The organism is Mucilaginibacter sp. CSA2-8R, from assembly GCF_038806765.1.
Classification (GTDB): domain Bacteria; phylum Bacteroidota; class Bacteroidia; order Sphingobacteriales; family Sphingobacteriaceae; genus Mucilaginibacter.
Map to the genome: position 1 here is coordinate 3981951 of NZ_CP152389.1, position 18649 is coordinate 4000599.

14 protein-coding genes are annotated in these 18649 nt (G+C 43.7%); all 14 read left to right on the plus strand.

The genetic code is table 11. The annotated features are described in order from the left end of the window. The 14 genes from AAGR14_RS17030 (at position 1) to AAGR14_RS17095 (ending at position 18626) form a co-directional block, all read left to right on the plus strand. Positions 1 to 186 carry a hypothetical protein gene (locus AAGR14_RS17030; RefSeq protein WP_342645439.1) on the plus strand — a complete coding sequence of 62 codons (186 nt, stop codon included), beginning with the start codon at positions 1 to 3 and terminating at the stop codon, positions 184 to 186. Positions 187 to 297: 111 nt separating this feature from the next. Beyond that, complete coding sequence (locus AAGR14_RS17035) at positions 298 to 486, plus strand: hypothetical protein (RefSeq protein WP_342645440.1); 189 nt, start codon at positions 298 to 300, stop codon at positions 484 to 486. Positions 487 to 756: 270 nt separating this feature from the next. After that, complete coding sequence (locus tag AAGR14_RS17040) at positions 757 to 1572, plus strand: oxidoreductase (protein ID WP_342645441.1); 816 nt, start codon at positions 757 to 759, stop codon at positions 1570 to 1572. A 6-nt stretch (positions 1573 to 1578) separates the two neighbouring features. Then, positions 1579 to 2391, plus strand: coding sequence for an AraC family transcriptional regulator (locus tag AAGR14_RS17045; protein ID WP_342645442.1), 813 nt, complete (start codon positions 1579 to 1581; stop codon positions 2389 to 2391). Positions 2392 to 3065: 674 nt separating this feature from the next. After that, a complete protein-coding gene (locus AAGR14_RS17050; RefSeq protein ID WP_342645443.1) occupies positions 3066 to 3611 on the plus strand; it encodes an RNA polymerase sigma-70 factor in 546 nt (181 codons plus the stop codon). Between the two features lie 67 nt (positions 3612 to 3678). After that, a complete protein-coding gene (locus AAGR14_RS17055) occupies positions 3679 to 4857 on the plus strand; it encodes a FecR domain-containing protein (RefSeq protein WP_342645444.1) in 1179 nt (392 codons plus the stop codon). Positions 4858 to 5053: 196 nt separating this feature from the next. Beyond that, the gene (locus AAGR14_RS17060) at positions 5054 to 8467 is read left to right on the plus strand and encodes a TonB-dependent receptor (RefSeq protein ID WP_342645445.1); all 3414 of its coding nucleotides are present in this window, start codon (positions 5054 to 5056) and stop codon (positions 8465 to 8467) included. A gap of 85 nt (positions 8468 to 8552) precedes the next feature. Next, positions 8553 to 10277 (plus strand): RagB/SusD family nutrient uptake outer membrane protein, encoded by a 1725-nt coding sequence (locus tag AAGR14_RS17065; protein WP_342645446.1) that lies wholly within the window; start codon positions 8553 to 8555, stop codon positions 10275 to 10277. 18 nt (positions 10278 to 10295) lie between these two features. After that, positions 10296 to 12521, plus strand: coding sequence for an alpha-N-acetylglucosaminidase (locus tag AAGR14_RS17070; protein ID WP_342645447.1), 2226 nt, complete (start codon positions 10296 to 10298; stop codon positions 12519 to 12521). A gap of 47 nt (positions 12522 to 12568) precedes the next feature. Next, on the plus strand, positions 12569 to 13741 hold the full coding sequence (locus tag AAGR14_RS17075) for a glycoside hydrolase family 172 protein (RefSeq protein WP_342645448.1): 1173 nt from the start codon (positions 12569 to 12571) through the stop codon (positions 13739 to 13741). Positions 13742 to 13775: 34 nt separating this feature from the next. Continuing rightward, the gene (locus tag AAGR14_RS17080) at positions 13776 to 14666 is read left to right on the plus strand and encodes a glycerophosphodiester phosphodiesterase family protein (protein WP_342645449.1); all 891 of its coding nucleotides are present in this window, start codon (positions 13776 to 13778) and stop codon (positions 14664 to 14666) included. A gap of 19 nt (positions 14667 to 14685) precedes the next feature. Then, positions 14686 to 16296: a glycerol-3-phosphate dehydrogenase/oxidase gene (locus AAGR14_RS17085; protein ID WP_342645450.1), complete on the plus strand. Its 1611-nt coding sequence runs from the start codon at positions 14686 to 14688 to the stop codon at positions 16294 to 16296. 66 nt (positions 16297 to 16362) lie between these two features. Then, positions 16363 to 17880: a glycerol kinase GlpK gene (gene glpK / locus AAGR14_RS17090; protein ID WP_342645451.1), complete on the plus strand. Its 1518-nt coding sequence runs from the start codon at positions 16363 to 16365 to the stop codon at positions 17878 to 17880. A gap of 17 nt (positions 17881 to 17897) precedes the next feature. Beyond that, a complete protein-coding gene (locus tag AAGR14_RS17095) occupies positions 17898 to 18626 on the plus strand; it encodes an MIP/aquaporin family protein (RefSeq protein WP_342645452.1) in 729 nt (242 codons plus the stop codon). Positions 18627 to 18649 lie beyond the last annotated feature (23 nt).

Here is an 18649-nt window from a genome sequence, read left to right on the forward strand (position 1 = left end):
GTGCAGTGCTATCCAGAAGTTAAAGTAAAGGTAGTACACAATTCCGGCGAGAGTATCCCGGGGATGCTTTTGGATGGACAGGTGGCCATAATGATCTCGTACACCACCATCAATGATACACGGATCATCCGAAAAAAGATGTTCAGGAATGAGTTGCTGGCCATTATACCTGTACCCCCCCCTTAAGCAAAAGGTTTTTTGGAGTCCAGACGACTTTAAATTTGTTACACTGATTACGCATTCCGCCAGCCTTGATACCAACAACATATATGAGGAGTTGCTGAAAGAAATAAGATTTTGCCTGCCGAGTTGGTACACATTCCGTTTACCGACGCAGGCATTGAGATGGTAAAGGCCGGTTCGGGGGTAATGGTACTGCCGCAATGGATGATCAGACCATACTATGAGCAGCAGGAATTATTATTTACTCCGATTACACGCAAAGGCTGTTACCGCATGCAATACATCAACGTAGCAAGCAACTAGGAAATACCTATATACTGGACAACCTTTATCAGCTTTCTAAAAGACGAATTGATGGCGCACACCGGACCTGCATAGCGTCCTGTTCAGCATTGTGTAGCGTTCTTTTACAGGAACGAAAACGTCACTTGCTTTGCCTTATAAATGATAATAATTGCCCCGTCTATACAAAATACTATCGAATTTTTGACCCTTTCAACATGCAAATTTGGACTTTTTAACAAACCATGCATGACCCGCGTAAAGCATCTTTGCAATATAAATTTTATGGTCATGAAAAAAACAGTTTTAGTTACAGGAGCTTCGGCAGGAATTGGAAAAGCAACCGCAATTTATTTGGCGCAAAACGGTTATGATGTGTATGGTGCTGCACGCAGAACAGACAAGATGCAGGATCTGAAAACGTACGGTATTAAACCCATAGCGTTGGACATTACTAAAGATGAAAGCGTAATGACTTGCGTCGAAGAAATTTTAAAAGAAGCAGGAAGTATTGATATATTGGTCAACAATGCCGGCTTTGGCCAGGAAGGTGCGATCGAGGACATATCGATGGAAGAGGCACGTTATCAATTTGATGTTAATGTGTTTGGTGCCATGCGTTTAGCCCAACTGGTATTGCCTAAAATGCGTGAAAATAAACATGGTAAGATCATCAATATCTCGTCTGTTGGTGGTAAAATTGCCTTTCCGTTAGGCGGATGGTACCATGCCAGTAAATTTGCACTGGAAGCATTGAGCGATAGTATGAGAAATGAAGTTAAGGAATTTGGTATTGACATCATCGTTGTTGAACCAGGGGCTACTAAATCTGAATGGGGGAATGTGGCAACGGATATTCTCCTAAAAGTATCAGGACATACCGCTTACAAAGACTTGGCTACTAAAACGCATAATTTGTTTACCCGGTTATCCAAGGATGTAGCAGAACCGGTAGTGATAGCGAAACTGGTCCTGAAGGGAATAAACGCAAAAAGTCCAAAAGCACGATATACAACGTCACAAATGGCTTCTTCGCTTTTATTACTTTTGAAAAGGGTACTACCAGACAAGCAAATGGATAAATTAATCATGAGTCAGCTAAAATAATAAGTCATGGAAGACCAATTAATTCTTCAGCATAATTTCCTGTATGCGCGGGGTCACAGGAAGACGCAAAGCAGCGAACATTACTTTCCCGATCACGCTTTAGGCATTATGTTGTCCGGAGAGTCGCAGTATTTTTCAAGCGAAGGAACCTTCATCATGAAAGAGGATACCGTGTGTTTAATGCGGAGGAACCAGCTATTTAAAAAGCTCAAAAAAACAGGACTAAACGGAGAACCGCCTTCGTTGATCAGCCTATTTCTGGATCAAGACATTTTGCACCGATACGCAACCGAGAATGAGATCTTAAAACCCAGCATTTACAGAGGCAAAGCGATGATCGACTTGACAGGAAATATTTTTTTGAAAGCCTTTTTCGACTCGTTGCTGCCGTATATTGATCATCCCAAAAAGCTTACCGCAAAAGTAGCAGAATTGAAAACTTATGAGGCCATTGAGTTATTGCTTCAGACAGGTAATGCCTTGCAAAGCTTCTTGTTTGATTTTAATGAACCGCATAAGATAGATTTGGAGACGTATATGAACCATCATTATAAGTATAATATTCCGATGTCCTCATTTGCTCAGCTTACCGGCCGAAGCCTATCGACTTTTAAAAGGGACTTCGCCAAAATATTCGTTACAACACCCGAAAAATGGTTGCAGCAAAAGCGTTTGGAGCAAGCCTATTACTTAATCTCAAATAAAAAACAACGCCCGTCAGATGTGTATTTAGATGTTGGTTTTGAAAACCTATCACATTTTTCCTTTGCTTTTAAAAAACAATTTGGGCTGACAGCCACCGAATTGGCAGCCCATTAAAGCAACCGATCAACTCATTCTATTTAAGCAAGATTATATATTTGTCAAGTTCATCATATCCACGTGACAATGGTTCGAGAATTGCCCCGGTGGGCGCACAAAGTAGACATGTTCTACCTCCGAAAACCACTTAAATCTCTACTTTAGAGATTTTTTGATTATCCCCTTACTGGACGTTTTTTTAAGTCAGGATTCTCGTTACCTATCATGTAGCTACTTGTTTTTTATTTTTAACTTAGGTAACACAAACCGCTGTGTTGAATTAGAAAACCAGGGTTTATTTTTTGTAGACTTTTGTCAATAATAAAAATTAAAAGCGATCCAAAACGCCTTAGTTAATACTGTTTCGGTTATTTTAAAATGTGCATTTAACAGTCGCTGTACTATTAAATCTTTTTTGGCAAACGGCTCCTTCTGTTTAGCACAAAAAAGAGCGTAGCAAGGAGCACTACATACACTAACAACCTTCCTTATCGTCTCCAATTAAAAAACAAACATATAATTAAAGAACATAACCGACCACTGTGACCTTCAGACCGCTATTGTATTTTAAATTACCCGTTATACCTTCAATAATAAACTTAAAGCTTGTTTACTAAATTAATCTGTCTTGTTTTGTTATATGCAGTATAACATGCATCTTTACTTGGCAAAAGCATGGCGTAGTGATTAAAATGAGTGACGAAGAATTGCTTCAATCTTTTTTAAAAGGAGATGACTTTGCTTATAAAGCTATATACGACAGATATTGGCTGTTGCTGTATAACCATGCCCGGCACATGCTTAAAAACGATGAAGATGCAAAAGATGTAATACAAGAAGTATTTACAGATTTATGGGAGGGTAATAATCAGCAGCTCACAAACTTTACATTGCCAGCATTTTTATACACCGTTACCCGCAATAAAATCCTCAACATTATTAAACACTTAAAAGTAGAAGCCAAGTATGCTCATGAACTTCAGTATAAAAGTTTGCTTGCTACCGAAAGTGCTGATGACCTGGCAATAACTAAAGAACTCACGGCTATAATAGAAGCGGGTATCCAGTCTTTGCCGCCTAAGATGCGCGAAGTATTTTTGCTGAGCCGCAATGCCAATAAATCTTACAAAGAGATATCATCAGAGTTGTCCATCTCTGACAAAACGGTTAAAAAACAGATTAACAACGCATTAAATGTACTGCGCGGTAAGCTGTCCTCTTTTTTTTTCTTTTTTTAACTTTTCACCTACTACCTCCCCGGAAGTAAGTTGTTGTTCATATAATTAAGCCAATTAACCAACTGTAATGAACGACACTGATAAAGAAGTTCATCAATTGCTTTTAAAATACCGGCAAGGTCAATGCACTCCTGAGGAACAGCAGCGCCTTTTCCATATTTATAATTTAACTGCGAAATCAATTACTGCCGATAACGCTGCAACTGATTTTAAAGCCGCAGGTGATGAAATATGGCAACGGCTGCCCCATACTGTTCAAAGCCAGAGTACTACAGCCAAACTGAGACACCTATATATGCGACCTGTGTTTCGCTGGGTAGCTGCATCTTTGCTTTTGGCATCAGCTGGTATTTTTATGTACAAGCAGCAACAGCCGGCCGCCAGATTTACCAAAGTTTATAAGAAACGTGACTTACTACCTGGAAAGAACGCAGCTATGCTTCGGTTATCAAATGGCAAGGAAATTTTTTTGTCGGATTTTACAGGTGAAACCATTGCCGAACAGAACGGCGTGCGTATTGTAAAAGACAAGACAGGGCAACTAACTTATGAAATTGAGTCGAGTGCAGAAAACGCTAAACCTGGCTTAAATACATTAACAACCAGCAACGGCCAGCAATACCAGGTTAAACTACCCGATGGAACGTTAGTTTGGCTCAATGCTGGATCGTCGCTCACTTTTCCAACGCTTTTCAGTAAAAATAGCGAAAGGGTGGTTTCGCTCGTGGGCGAGGGATATTTTGAGGTAGCAACCAGCAAAAATTTCGATGGTCGTAAAAATCCCTTTATAGTACAAACAGATAAACAAACCGTAAAGGTGCTTGGCACACATTTTAATATTAGCAGCTACGCAAACGAAAATATAGTAAAAACCACCCTATTAGAAGGGTCTATTGCGCTTGCTACAAAAACTGCGATACCAGAAATAGCTTTATTAAAACCGGGACAGCAAGCCCTTATGAATTCAAGTAACAGCCGCGTTTCTGTTAAAAACCTGGATGACGCTGAAGCAGAGGTTGCCTGGAAGTCAGGATTGTTTCACTTCGAAAACACTCAAATTAAAGAAGTAATGAAACAGTTAGCACGCTGGTATAATGTCGATGTAGTATATAAAGGCGATATCCCTGATGCTCATTTTACAGGCGAAATGTATAAAAGTTTATCCGCATCAAAGGTATTGGATGGACTGGCCTACACAGGCTTGCATTTCACGATAAAAGACAACCAAATTATTGTAACCCAATAAACCGATTATAAACATTTAAACCTCAGATTATGAATAGAAAAGTACCTCTCACAGTAAGTTAGGTTTGATATGGGTCTCAAAAAAAACCGGCAGTGTTGGAAGCACTAACCGGCGATGATTTGAGTTCTCCGTTCTCCGTTTCCAGAAAAACATAAAGTTAACTACACTTAAATTAAACTCAAACCTAAGTAAAAGTATGAATTCTAATGCTTTTAATCAAGGCGTGCCATTGTCGTGGCTGCCTGCTAAATTCTTATTGGTTATGAAAATCGTAAGTTTCATAATATTTGCGGCTATTATGCAGGCCAGTGCTTACAGCTACAGTCAAATTAATATCCACCAGAACAACACCTCTATCACAAAAGTTTTATCACTTATAAAAAAGCAGACTGGGTACGTATTTTTAGTGAAAGACTATGACCTGTCTAAAATAAAAGTTAATATCAACTTCACTAACGCTAATATTAACGAGGTCTTGGACGTATGTTTCAAGGACTTACCCATAATTTATAAAATAGTTGACAAAACGGTATTTATTTCGGTGAAAGCCAAACCAAGCATTGTTCAGGCGTCCGCCGGCTTTCTGGACTTAGGCGGCCGGATAGTGGATGAAAAAGGGTTGCCCCTGCCTGGCGCAACCGTAAGTGTTAAAAATTCCACGATAGCTGCCAGCGCCGATGCAAACGGTTATTTTAAACTGAGAAACGTTCAGCCCGGTGCTGTGCTGGTGGTAAGCTTCACCGGTTTTACTACACAGGAAATCGCAGTTGGTGACAGAACAAGCATCAATGTAACGTTAGTTGAAAGCACCAGAAGCCTAAACGATGTAGTGGTAGTTGGTTATGGTACTCAGAAGAAGGTAAATTTAACGGGTGCTGTTTCTATGGTAACCTCTGAGGCTTTGGACAGCCGGCCAATAACTTCTCTGTCCACAGGCTTACAAGGCCTGTTGCCTGGCTTGGCAGCAGTTAGCTTTACAGGACAGCCCGGTGCTTCAACGGCCACGTTGCGCGTACGCGGCACAGGCACTACCAACAACTCTAACCCATACGTAATTATTGATGGCGTTCCAGGCGACTTAAATTTCCTGAACCCCGAAGATGTTGAAAGTGTTTCAGTGTTAAAAGATGCAGCTTCTGCTTCGATATATGGATCTGAAGCTGCCAACGGCGTTATTCTGATCACTACAAGGCGTGGTAAGCTTAACCAAAAGCCCATAGTAAATTATGACGGGTACATTGGTTTACAAAAGCCAACGGCACTGCCTAAAATGCTGGGTTCGGTGGAGTACATGCAGTATTTAAATGAATCGCAAACCAATGTTGGCCTCGCACCAAGCTTTACGGCGGCCCAGATAGAGACTGCACGTAACGGAAGCGACCCCAATTTTTATGCGAATACCAACTGGCCAAAAGCTTTATTTAAATCATCGGCACCGCAGCAAAATCACAGTGTGAGTTTAAACGGCGGTTCTTCTGATTTAAGCTATTATATGTCTTACGCCCGGCAGGATCAAAAAGGTTTAGTTGTTGGCAATCAGTATGATGCTAACCGTAATAATGTAAGGTTACGGTTAAACTCTAATAACATACTCAACTTTCTGGACATAGACGGCAACATCGGTTTTATAGACCGGAAACAAAACCAGCCAGCCGACGAAACTGCGGCTGCCACCGGAACGATATATCAAACCCTAACGGCCTCTCCACTCACCCCTGTATTTTTTACAAACGGCAGCTATGGCTACGGTGGCGGTTCGGCCAATCCCGTTGCTACGGCCACTGTTGGAGGATCTAACAAATTATCATCTCAGGACTTTACTGGTAATGTGTCTGCTACAGCGCATATACTTAAAAACTTAAGTGCCCAGGTTCGCTACGGTTTAAGTACCACCAATCAAACGGCCACTTTATTTGCACGAAAAACGGATTATCTTGATCCTAACACCAATGTGTTTTTGTTTACTAACCGTGCTAACAATTTGCTGCAAAACAGCAGTTATAAAAACCGGGTAGAAATAGTTACCGGCTTGCTTAATTATAGTTTTAACGTTGGCGTAAACCATTTTAAAGCACTGGCAGGCTATGAGCAACGCTCGGTTCGTTATGACACCTTCTCGGCATCAAAAACAAATTTTGTAAGTGACGATGTTACTATTTTAGACCTGGGGAGCGCTAACCCACTGGCAGGAGGCACCGCTTACCAGTATGCATTGCGCTCGTTTTTTGGCCGTATTAATTACGATTATAACAACAAATATTTACTCGAAGCCAATTTGCGCGCTGATGGCTCGTCGAGGTACGCACCCGGCCGCCGCTATGGTACGTTTCCTTCTGCATCAGCAGGGTGGCGTTTTACGGAGGAATCATTTGTAAAAAACGCTAAAGCCTTAAGCTGGTTAAGTGAGGGTAAAATTCGTGTCTCTTATGGCTCATTAGGTAACCAAAACGGTGCAGACGCACCCGGTTATGCCGAATGGTATCCATACCTGGGAGTAATAGGAGCTGCCGGAACACCATCAACCAACATGCCTATTGGCAACACCACCACTACAGGCCTTGCCCAAACAGTATTGTCCAATCCGCTGCTTCATTGGGAAAGGGCAAGCATGCTGGATATCGGTGCGGATTTGGGGCTATTCAACAACCGTTTAAATATCACTGCCGACTGGTTTAACAAGCGCACCACCGGTATACAACTTAAAGTACCGCAGCCTGACGTTATTGGTTTAACGGTGCCTGACCAAAATGCAGGAACGGTATCAAACAAAGGATGGGAAGTAAGTATAGGCTGGAATGATCGTGTTAAGGATTTCCGTTATGGATTTACGGCACAACTATCAGACGTTAAAAATAATGTGGTCGACCTGGGCGGCGCACCGCCTACCATTGCCGACCGTATACGCCAAGTGGGCTACCCGATTGATGCTTTTTATGGCTACCGTACAGATGGGCTGGCGCAGGTAAGCGATTTTACTAAAGATGCTTCAGGTAAACTGGTGCCCAACTTCCCGATTTTTACAGCCGACGCGGCAAAAATTGCGCCGGGCGACATTAAATTCAGAGATTTGAATGGAGACGGCGTAATTACTGCTGATAAAGACCGTGAAGTAATCGGTGATGCGTTTCCGCACTACACCTATTCGTTCCGCGGCAACGTGGGCTACAAAAACTTCGATCTTAGTGTCTTTCTTCAGGGTGTTGGAAAAGCTAACGGTTATGTAACTGGGGTGGGCATCCATCCATTTTATGCCAATGGTGCATATCCGCAAGAAGTACACCGCGACCATTGGACACCTGATAATCCAAATGCTTGGTATCCAAGGTTTACTTACCTGGACAATCGTAACTCAACGGCCAGGTTATCTGATTACTGGTTGCAGAATGCCAGCTACTTAAGGCTCAAAAACGTGCAGCTAAGCTATTCCTTACCACGCACTTTACTTACCAAATATCGGGTTGATTTAGTAAAACTGTTTGTATCAGCTGATAATCTGTTGACCAAAACTAATTACTTCTACGCTTATGACCCGGAAACGCCATCAACAAACGGCGGTTACTATCCGCAAGTAAAGACCATTGTATTCGGCGTTAATGTACGCCTTAAGTAATCTATCAATTAACTCAGGATGTATCAGTAATCGGTTTTATAACCAGTTGACTTATAAAACCGATTTCAAAAGTAAAACTTTAAACATGGAAAATCTCAGCGAAAAAAAGAACTCCTTACTCGGACGCAGGTTGTTCCTTCGTCATATATCAGTTTATACGGCAGGCTCAGTAGCCCTACCGGCAGCCATTGCTGCATTACTAACCAGCTGCAAAAAAGATTTTTTAAACCGCGAACCGCTCGACGCCATCTCTGATGATGCCTTTTGGCAGTCAGATGACCAGCTTAAGCTTGCTGTAAATGCGTGCTATATTGGCGTGCGGGGTAAACCTACCATAGATTTAGAGAATATGGGAGATAATACTATTTACCCCTCTACGGCTGATTATTTAGCAATATCTACCGGGCGGTACGATTTTAGTTTACCTACCTTAAATACCGAGTGGGTAAATCAATATACCCACATTCGGCGGTGCAATTATTTTTTGGAAAACTACCAAAAGGCTACTACGGTAAGTAAAACCAGATTAGACCAATATTCGGGCGAAGCAAGATTTTTGAGGGCATATTTATACAGTTACCTGGTATTCTTTTTTGGCGATACACCGCTGGTAACCAAAACGCTAAACCTTGGTGATGCCGATCTGTCAGCCCCCCGTAACCCGGTTAAAGATATAGTAGACTGGATTTTATTGGAATTGGATGCTGCAGCCGCAGTACTGCCAACAACCTATTCGAGTGCAGATTTAGGCAGAGCTACTAAAGGCGCGGCGTTAGGATGGAAAGCTAAAGTTGCCTTGCACTATGCCCGCTACAGCGTTGCCGAAAAAGCAGCTGCTGATGTAATGGCGCTAAACGTATATCAGCTGTACACTACAGGCGGCACGGCAGCAGCTTACAATAATCTGTTTAAATATACCGGTAAGCTTGCTAACGGCAATAACAAAGAAACCATATTTGCACGTACTTACCTGGCCAACGTATCGGTTCATAACATGAGCCGCGAAGCGCAGGTACCTGATCAAACCTCGCGTTTTTCCCCTACCAAGTCACTGGTTGACACCTACTTGTGTAGCGACGGCAAACCAATCAACGTATCACCATTGTATAGCGAGGCTTCGTATGCTGATTTGTTTAAGAACCGGGATCCGCGCATGCCGCAAACGGTGCTTAGCCCGGGGTCGGCCTGGGGCGGGCATGCCGACGGTGTGTCTAACGGTGCAACCACGCCAATTTATAATTCTCCAAAGTTTAACGCAGATAAAAAAGGGACTGTAACGTCTACCGGCTATTACTTTACAAAATATGTGGAGATCAGCACGGTGGATTTGGTAACCCAGGATAGCAATGATATTCACATACTGCGCTATGCTGAAGTATTACTTACTTATGCAGAGGCCCGCCTGGAACAAGGCACACTAACGCAGGCTGATATTGATAAAACCATTAACCTGCTGAGAAAACGGGTAGGTATGGTTGACATGAAGATTGCCGACATAGCTGCCTGGGGTGGCGACTTGCGCACAGAAATTAGACGGGAACGCAGAGTTGAGCTGGCCTTAGAGGGCCACCGGTGGCTTGACATTGTGCGCTGGAAACAAGGCGCATTGCTGGCCCAAGATGTAAAAGGCATGAAAAAAAGCTTGCTTCCGGCCGCTAATCAGGCGTTTGTAAGCGCATTACCTACCGATGCCAATGGCTACCTGATTATTAATACGTCGCGTATATTTTCTGATAAAAACTACTTATGGCCCGTTCCGATTACGCAAATACAAAAAAATCCTAATCTGAGTCAAAATCCGGGCTGGTAAAATTAAACGCAGGTAAATATGTATTTAGGGTTACATTTAGCAAAAATCATCAGGTTTTGTGGTTTACTGATCGTTTGTTCGGCAGGAATTGCGCCCATTAAGGCGCAATCCCGTCAGGATGCGGCGCCGGTGTACGCATTAATTAAACGGGTATTACCGCAACATGCCCAAAAGTTTCAAGTAGCTTATATACCGCAACAAAACGGAAAGGATGTATTTGAGGTAGAAAGCAACCATAATAAAATCTTGCTTCGCGGTAGCAACGGTGTATCTATCACCAGTGCATTGAATTACTACCTCAAAACTTACGGCCATTGCAACATCAGCTGGAATGGTACCAATTTAAAATTACCAGCTACACTGCCGGTAGTTCCCCATAAAATCAGGCGTACCACACCATATAACTACCGCTATTATTTAAACTACTGCACTTTCAATTATTCCATGAGCTGGTGGGATTGGGATCGTTGGCAGAAAGAAATTGACTGGATGGCGCTAAACGGCATCAACATGCCTTTAGCAGTTACCGGTCAAAACTCTATATGGCAGCGGGTGTATAAAAACTTGGGGTTTACCAATCAAGATTTAGATAGCTTTTTTAGCGGTCCGGCCTATTTTAACTGGTTTTGGATGGGCAACCTCGATGGCTGGGGCGGCCCCCTACCCCAAAGCTTTTTTACGCAGCACGAAGCGCTGCAAAAAAAGATTCTGGCTCGCGAACGTTCATTGGGTATGCAAAGCGTTTTACCTGCTTTTACCGGCCATGTGCCGCCTGCTTTTGCTAAACGCTTTCCCGAAGCCAAGCTCAAGAAAACACATTGGCAGGGCTTTCCTGACGTATATATTTTAGACCCCTCAGACCCAATGTTTACTACCATTGGTCAAAAATTCATTGAAGAGGAGGTAAAGACATATGGCACTGACCATCTTTACTCGGCTGATACCTTTAACGAAAATACGCCGCCTACCAATGATTCGCTTTTTTTAAGCAACGTGAGTAAAAAGGTATATCAAAGCATGGCAGCGGCGGATGCCAAGGCTAAATGGGTTATGCAGGGCTGGCTATTTTTGTACGAAGCTAAGTTTTGGCAGCCCCGGCAAATTAAAGCGCTGTTAAATGCCGTACCCGACGACAGAATGATTATTCTCGATCTGTTTAGCGAAAATAAGCCTGTTTGGAACCGTACCGAAAGTTATTACGGCAAAACATGGATATGGTGTATGCTGCACAACTTTGGCGGCAACGTAAGTATGTATGGGCGCATGAACACCGTAGCGCATACGCCGGCAGAAACGCTTAAGAATCCTTTAGCCAAAAACTTGTCAGGTATAGGCTTAACACCCGAGGCTATCGAACAAAACCCGGTAATGTATGAGCTATTGCTGGATAACGTTTGGCGCAGCACCCCAATTGATTTACCCACATGGCTCAATGATTACGCTACGCGACGGTATGGCAAGCCCAATAAGATGGCCTGGCATGCCTGGAAAACGCTCAGCCAAACAGTTTATGAAGGCGCTATTGCTTCTGGCGGGCCTGAATCTATCATAACAGGACGCCCTACTTTTAAACCAACAACGCTTTGGACCAACACCAAAAAAGCTTACCGGCCTAAAGATTTGCTGCCCGCTTGGGATGACTTAATTAAAGCAGCTCCCGACTTAAAAAACAGTACAGGCTTTCAGTATGACCTGATAGATGTAACCCGGCAAGTGATGGCCAACTATGCAGATACCCTGCAGCAAAACTTTGCTGCAGCTTACGCTAAAGGTGATTACAAAGCTTTTAACGCCAGTGCCGCTCAATTTTTAACCGTAATTGACGACATGAACACCCTGTTAAGCTCACACCCTGATTTTTTATTGGGTAAATGGCTGAGCGACGCCCGGAAGATGGGTAACACAGCGGACGAAAAAAATTTATATGAAAAAAATGCCCGCAACCTGATTACCCTTTGGGGGGATAAAAATAGTCCGCTTCATGATTATGCATGCAAACAATGGGCAGGCATGCTAAGCAGTTTTTATAAACCCCGGTGGCAACAGTTTTTTACCTACGTAAACCAGCAAATTAAAAAGCAGCAGCCGGTGGATGAGAAAGTGTTTGGCGAACAACTGAAAGACTGGGAGTGGAACTGGGTAAACAGTCATGATCAGTTTTCGATTCAGACGCAGGGAGACCCTGTACTGTTGGCGACAAACATGTATAACAAATACAGAAATACTATTGAAAATCTTCCTTAAACGGTAAGTGATTAAGAGAAGGCTTGCATAAATTTAAAGAGGTACACATGATTAAAAACGTTTTGATGGCTGGCATAGTAGCACTTTTTTCAGTGAGTGCTTTTGCTCAAAAGCCAGCTTTTAATGGTTTAGATATGAGTATGGGCACTTTATCAAAAATATCCGATGCCCAAACGCGCTCCATTAGCCCCGAAAACTTTACCGGTGCTAAAGGTAAAGGAGGCATGGCCGACCCGGTGAAAGACAAGGGTAAGCGTAATGTAACCAATTCTGCTTTTCAAACGCGCGACCTGGGTTTAGGGTGGAAAGTAAATCCCTTTATCATTGTAGATCCGAAAGAGACCCTTACTATTGCTGAAATTGACGGGCAGGGTGCTATACAGCATATCTGGATGACCCCAACCGGCAACTGGCGCTTCTCTATTTTGCGCTTTTACTGGGACGACGAAAAAACGCCATCTATTGAGGTACCGGTGGGCGACTTTTTTGGCATGGGCTGGAACGAGTATGCCCCTTTAAATTCTTTAGCCGTAACCGTAAATCCGGGCAGCTCTTTTAATTGCTACTGGAAAATGCCTTTCCGCAGAAAATGTAAAATTACGCTCGAAAACGTAAATGACAAGGACCAGATGCGGTTATACTACCAGGTCGATTATACGCTTACCAAGGTAGATCCGGATGAGGCCTACTTTCATGCACAGTACCGCCGGTCAAACCCAACCCAAAACTCAATACATACCATTTTAGATCATGTAAGCGGCAAAGGCCAGTATGTAGGTACATATATGGCTTTTGGTACAAATAATAATGGTTGGTGGGGCGAAGGTGAATTAAAGTTTTTCATTGATGGTGATAAAGAATACCCGACGATTAATGGCACCGGTACCGAAGACTACTTTTGCGGCTCTTACAATTTTGAGAACAAAAAGACGCACCAGTATGAGCCGTTTTCTACCGCCTATGCAAGCATGCACCAGGTCATCAAGCCCGACGGTTTATATGTTTCCCAGCAGCGCTTTGGCCTTTACCGTTGGCATATATTAGACCCTGTACGGTTTGATAAAGACTTAAAGATAACTATACAGGATATAGGATGGCGGTACTTTAACCGTTACCTGCTACAGCATTCAGACATCGCTACTGTAGCCTACTGGTACCAGCTAGAGCCACATGCCAAATTCCCGAAGTTTCCGTCTAAAGATGACCTCGAAGTAAATTAACAAGATTAAAAACATCGAACCATTTGTTTTTGATATGCACAACGCAAAAAATTTTCACACACTCATACTGCTTATGTGCCTGATGCTGGGTATAGGTAATCTATCCAGGGCACAGTCTAAAATAATTTTACAAGCCCACCGTGGAGGCCGGGGTCTGATGCCCGAGAATACCATTCCCGCCATGAAAAACGCGCTTGACTTAGGTGCCGATCTGGAATTAGATGTTTACCTGACGCACGACCAACAGTTAGTAGTTTCGCACGAAGACCATATACCCTCAGCCATAGCGTTAACCCCCACAGGCGATACCGTTTCTAAAGCCAGCGAGTCTAATTTAAGTTTGCCCCTGTTAAGTTATAAGGACATTGAAAAATATGATGTAGGCACTAAATTTAATCCTGCCTTCCCGCAAAAGAAAAGCATCAAGGTAAGTATGCCGCTGCTAACCCGGTTAATTGACACTGCAGAAACCTATGCAAAAGCCAGGCACTATAAGCTTCCGGCTTACAACATTGAGGCAAAGTTGCCGAAAGGGAAAAATTTGACCGGTGGTTACCGCGAGGCCTTATTAAAGGCAATGGTTGCTTTGCTTAAAGAAAAGCATATCCAGCGCAGGGTAATCATACAGTCGTTTGATACCGAAATGCTCGAAATAATGCATCAAAAATATCCTGATTTTACTTTATCCTACCTAGTGCAAACCGGCGATGCTGAAAAAAACTTGTCAAATTTAAGTTTTAAACCTGCCTACTACAGCCCTAATTACCACATCGTGCATCACGAGGATGTTGAATTTTGTCATCAAAAAAATATCAAGGTGATTCCCTGGACGGTAAATACCGTCGAGGAAATGAAAGTCCTTAAATCTTTGGCGGTGGATGGATTAATTTCTGATTACCCTAACCTGTATAAATTACTCAATTAAGCCTGCTGCAACAGAGAAGATGAATAATACGGATAATAAAAGCCTTGCAATAACGACCAATTCCTTTTCGCGCGGCGTGAATCTGCATTTAGCCTCGGTTAAGGATAAGATTTGGGATATAATTATCATTGGTGGTGGTGCCACCGGTTTAGGTGCCGCCGTTGATGCAGCCACCCGGGGCTTATCAACCTTGTTACTTGAACAGGCAGATTTTGCTAAAGGTACATCGAGCCGGGCTACAAAACTTGTGCACGGTGGAGTACGTTATCTGGCCCAGGGTGATATTGCACTGGTGCGCGAAGCACTCAGAGAGCGTGGTTTGCTATTCAAAAACGCACCGCACCTGGTAAAAAACCAAAGTTTCATTATCCCAAACTATAGCTGGTGGGATAGGGTGTTTTACACCATAGGCCTTACTTTGTATGATATGCTGGCAGGTAAGTTAAGTTTTGGTCGGGCGGCGCATATTAACAAACAGCAAGTTTTAAAACGTTTGCCTACTATACAGAAAAAAAATCTGCACGGAGGCGTAGTATATCACGATGGACAGTTTGATGATGCACGACTGGCAGTAAATTTAGCACAGACCGCTATTGAGCAAGGTGCGGTAGTGCTTAATTATGTAAAGGTTATTACGCTCGAAAAAGATGCCGATGGCAAAGTTGCCGGTGTAAAAGCCGTTGATGCAGAAACAGACATTACTTATACGTTTAAAGCCCGAACGGTAATTAATGCCACCGGCATTTTTGTGGATGAGATACTGCGTATGGATGCACCTGAAAAAAAGCCTATAGTTAGGCCCAGCCAGGGTGTGCACCTGGTACTTGATGCCTCGTTTATGCCAGCTGAGGATGCATTAATGATTCCTAAAACATCTGATGGCCGGGTGCTGTTTGCGGTGCCATGGCACGGTAAATTGCTGGTAGGCACAACAGACACGCTGATTGAAGAAAGCAATATGGAGCCTATAGCGCTCGAAAATGAAATAAAGTTTATCTTAGAAACAGCTGGTCAGTATCTTACAAAAGTTCCTGCCCGCCGCGATGTACTTAGTGTATTTGCAGGCCTGCGTCCATTAGCCGCGCCGCAAAAGGGCTCATCTAAAACCAAAGAGATTTCGCGCAGTCACAAAATAATGACCTCCGATACCGGCTTAGTTACTATTACCGGGGGCAAATGGACAACCTATCGCCGGATGGGTGAGGATGTAGTAAACGTTGCCGTTAAAACAGGGAAGCTTAAACCTGGACCAAGTAAAACCGCAAACTTAGCTATTCACGGAAGCTTACCTAAGCCGGATTACAGCACGCACTGGTATGTATATGGTGCCGACAGGCATTTTATCGAAATATTAACTAAAGAAAATACGGATTGGGCGCACCGTGTGCACCCTGATGATGAGTATACCCGGGCAGAAGTGATTTGGTCGGTTAGAAACGAAATGGCCCGAACAGTAGAAGATATACTAGCCCGGCGCGTGCGCTTACTGTTTTTAAACGCCCGTTTAGCTATACAAATGGCTCCGGCCGTAGCCGAATTGATGGCCGGTCAACTAAACAAAGATCGCGAGTGGCAACGGCAGCAAGTTGAAGCATTTAATCAGATCGCCGAAAACTATGTATTGAAGTAATTACACACACTGAGCCAATCGCGTACTGCCAATTTTAAAGAAGCAATAACCTGTAATCCTACTTTTATGGAAGAATACGTTTTGTCCCTTGACCAGGGAACAACCAGTTCACGTGCTATTTTATTTAACCATGCCGGTGAAATTATTGCGCTGGCGCAAAAAGAATTTGAACAGCATTTTCCCAAACCAGGCTGGGTAGAGCATGACCCTAACGAAATCTGGTCGAGCCAGGCTGGTGTGGCTGCCGAGGTTATTGCAAAGGCAGGTTTAGATAGTAGCCAAATTAAAGCAATTGGTGTTACTAATCAACGCGAAACTACCATAGTATGGAACCGCATAACCGGCGAGGCTATTTACCATGCAATTGTATGGCAAGACCGCCGCACGGCCCCCTTCTGTGATCAATTAAAACAGGAAGGTTATAGCGATTTGATTCGCGAAAAAACCGGCTTAGTGATAGACGCCTATTTTTCGGGCTCAAAAATCCGGTGGATATTAGATAACGTAGCTGGAGCGCGTATGCAGGCAGAGCGCGGCGAACTGGCGTTTGGTACGGTAGATAGTTGGCTGGTGTGGAAATTTACACAAGGACGGGAACATGTTACCGATATCACCAATGCCAGCCGGACCATGCTTTTTAACATCCAAACGCAGCAATGGGATGATGAGCTGCTTTCGTTGATGGATATCCCAAGATGTTTACTACCCGAAGTAAAGCAATCCAGTGAAGTTTGCGGCTATACCGCCAGCACCTTTTTTGGCAGCCCCCTCCCTATTGCGGGTATAGCCGGCGATCAGCATGCTGCTTTATTCGGGCAGATGTGCATTGACAGAGCTATGGTTAAAAACACCTACGGCACAGGCTGCTTTATGCTGATGAATATTGGCGACCAATACATCGAATCGAAAAACAACTTACTTACCACCATTGCCTGGAAAATTAACAACCAAATTCAATATGCTTTTGAAGGAAGTATCTTTATTGCCGGCGCCGTTGTACAGTGGCTGCGCGATGGTTTGGGTGTAATTAAAACAGCAGCCGAAATTGAGCAACTGGCTTTGAGTGTTGACGATACCGGTGGTGTATATTTTGTACCTGCTTTTGCCGGCTTGGGTGCCCCGTACTGGAACCCGGAAGCCAGAGGAACCATTACCGGGCTTACCAGGGGGACCAAAGCGGGGCATATTGCCCGGGCTGCACTGGCTGCAATTGCTTACCAGACCCGGGATGTCTTGAAAGCCATGGAAGCCGATGCAGGTACCAGTATTAAGGAGTTGCGGGTAGATGGCGGTGCAACCGGAAATGACTTATTAATGCAGTTTCAGGCAGATATATTGAACTGTAATGTTATACGCCCCCACATTGTAGAAACTACAGCATTAGGAGCGGCCTACCTAGCCGGTTTGGCCGTAGGCTTTTGGAAAGATATCGCCGAAATTCAGCAGCTATGGACAGTGGAAAAGAAATTTATGCCCGGTGAGGACCTAACTGATGTGCAGACCAAAATAGAAGGCTGGAAACGTGCTGTATACACTGCCCAATCTTGGGCTAACGGCGGGCAGACATCTGTAAACAAACTTTAACTCTAAAATTTCGACATATGTCTCCTTTTATTGCCGAATTTATCGGCACTATGCTACTTATTTTATTAGGCGATGGCGTGGTTGCTAACGTATTATTAAAAGATACAAAAGGAAATAACAGCGGCTGGCTTGTCATTACGACGGCGTGGGGCCTTGCCGTATTTGTAGGTGTAGTTGTGGCCGGCCCTTATAGCGGAGCGCATCTTAATCCGGCTGTTACGCTTACTTTAGCCTTAACCGGAAAATTTGCTTGGGCAATGGTGCCGGCTTATGTACTGGCGCAACTATTAGGCGCAGCGGCAGGTGCCGTTTTGGTTTGGCTCATGTATTTTGATCATTTTAGGCGCACTAAAAACCCAGATCATGTACTGGCGGTATTTTGTACAGGGCCGGCTGTGCGTAATTACATCTCCAACACAACCAGTGAAGTGATCGGGTCGTTTGTACTGCTTTTCACTATCATGTATATTTCTGGAGCCGAAGTTACACCTACAAAAGTGCCTATAGGTTTAGGCTCCGTAGGTGCTTTACCGGTAGCTTTACTGGTTTGGGTTATTGGCTTATCGCTGGGCGGAACAACAGGTTATGCAATTAATCCGGCGCGTGACCTGGGGCCGCGGCTGATACACAGCTTACTACCCCTTAAAGGTAAAGGCACAAGCGATTGGGGCTATGCCTGGATTCCAGTTGTCGGACCGTTAGCGGGCGGGGCATTAGCGGCTGGTTTATACCTGCTTCTTCAATAAACAATCATTTTATTTCGATCAAT

What these genes read in the sequence shown, in the direction of transcription:
- AAGR14_RS17055 (WP_342645444.1), top strand. Translation starts at nt 3,679, where the DNA reads ATGAACGACACTGATAAAGAAGTTCATCAATTGCTTTTAAAATACCGG.
- AAGR14_RS17075 (WP_342645448.1), top strand. Translation starts at nt 12,569, where the DNA reads ATGATTAAAAACGTTTTGATGGCTGGCATAGTAGCACTTTTTTCAGTG.
- AAGR14_RS17095 (WP_342645452.1), top strand. Translation starts at nt 17,898, where the DNA reads ATGTCTCCTTTTATTGCCGAATTTATCGGCACTATGCTACTTATTTTA.
- AAGR14_RS17070 (WP_342645447.1), top strand. Translation starts at nt 10,296, where the DNA reads ATGTATTTAGGGTTACATTTAGCAAAAATCATCAGGTTTTGTGGTTTA.
- AAGR14_RS17045 (WP_342645442.1), top strand. Translation starts at nt 1,579, where the DNA reads ATGGAAGACCAATTAATTCTTCAGCATAATTTCCTGTATGCGCGGGGT.
- AAGR14_RS17040 (WP_342645441.1), top strand. Translation starts at nt 757, where the DNA reads ATGAAAAAAACAGTTTTAGTTACAGGAGCTTCGGCAGGAATTGGAAAA.
- AAGR14_RS17050 (WP_342645443.1), top strand. Translation starts at nt 3,066, where the DNA reads ATGAGTGACGAAGAATTGCTTCAATCTTTTTTAAAAGGAGATGACTTT.
- AAGR14_RS17065 (WP_342645446.1), top strand. Translation starts at nt 8,553, where the DNA reads ATGGAAAATCTCAGCGAAAAAAAGAACTCCTTACTCGGACGCAGGTTG.
- AAGR14_RS17060 (WP_342645445.1), top strand. Translation starts at nt 5,054, where the DNA reads ATGAATTCTAATGCTTTTAATCAAGGCGTGCCATTGTCGTGGCTGCCT.
- AAGR14_RS17080 (WP_342645449.1), top strand. Translation starts at nt 13,776, where the DNA reads ATGCACAACGCAAAAAATTTTCACACACTCATACTGCTTATGTGCCTG.
- glpK (WP_342645451.1), top strand. Translation starts at nt 16,363, where the DNA reads ATGGAAGAATACGTTTTGTCCCTTGACCAGGGAACAACCAGTTCACGT.
- AAGR14_RS17085 (WP_342645450.1), top strand. Translation starts at nt 14,686, where the DNA reads ATGAATAATACGGATAATAAAAGCCTTGCAATAACGACCAATTCCTTT.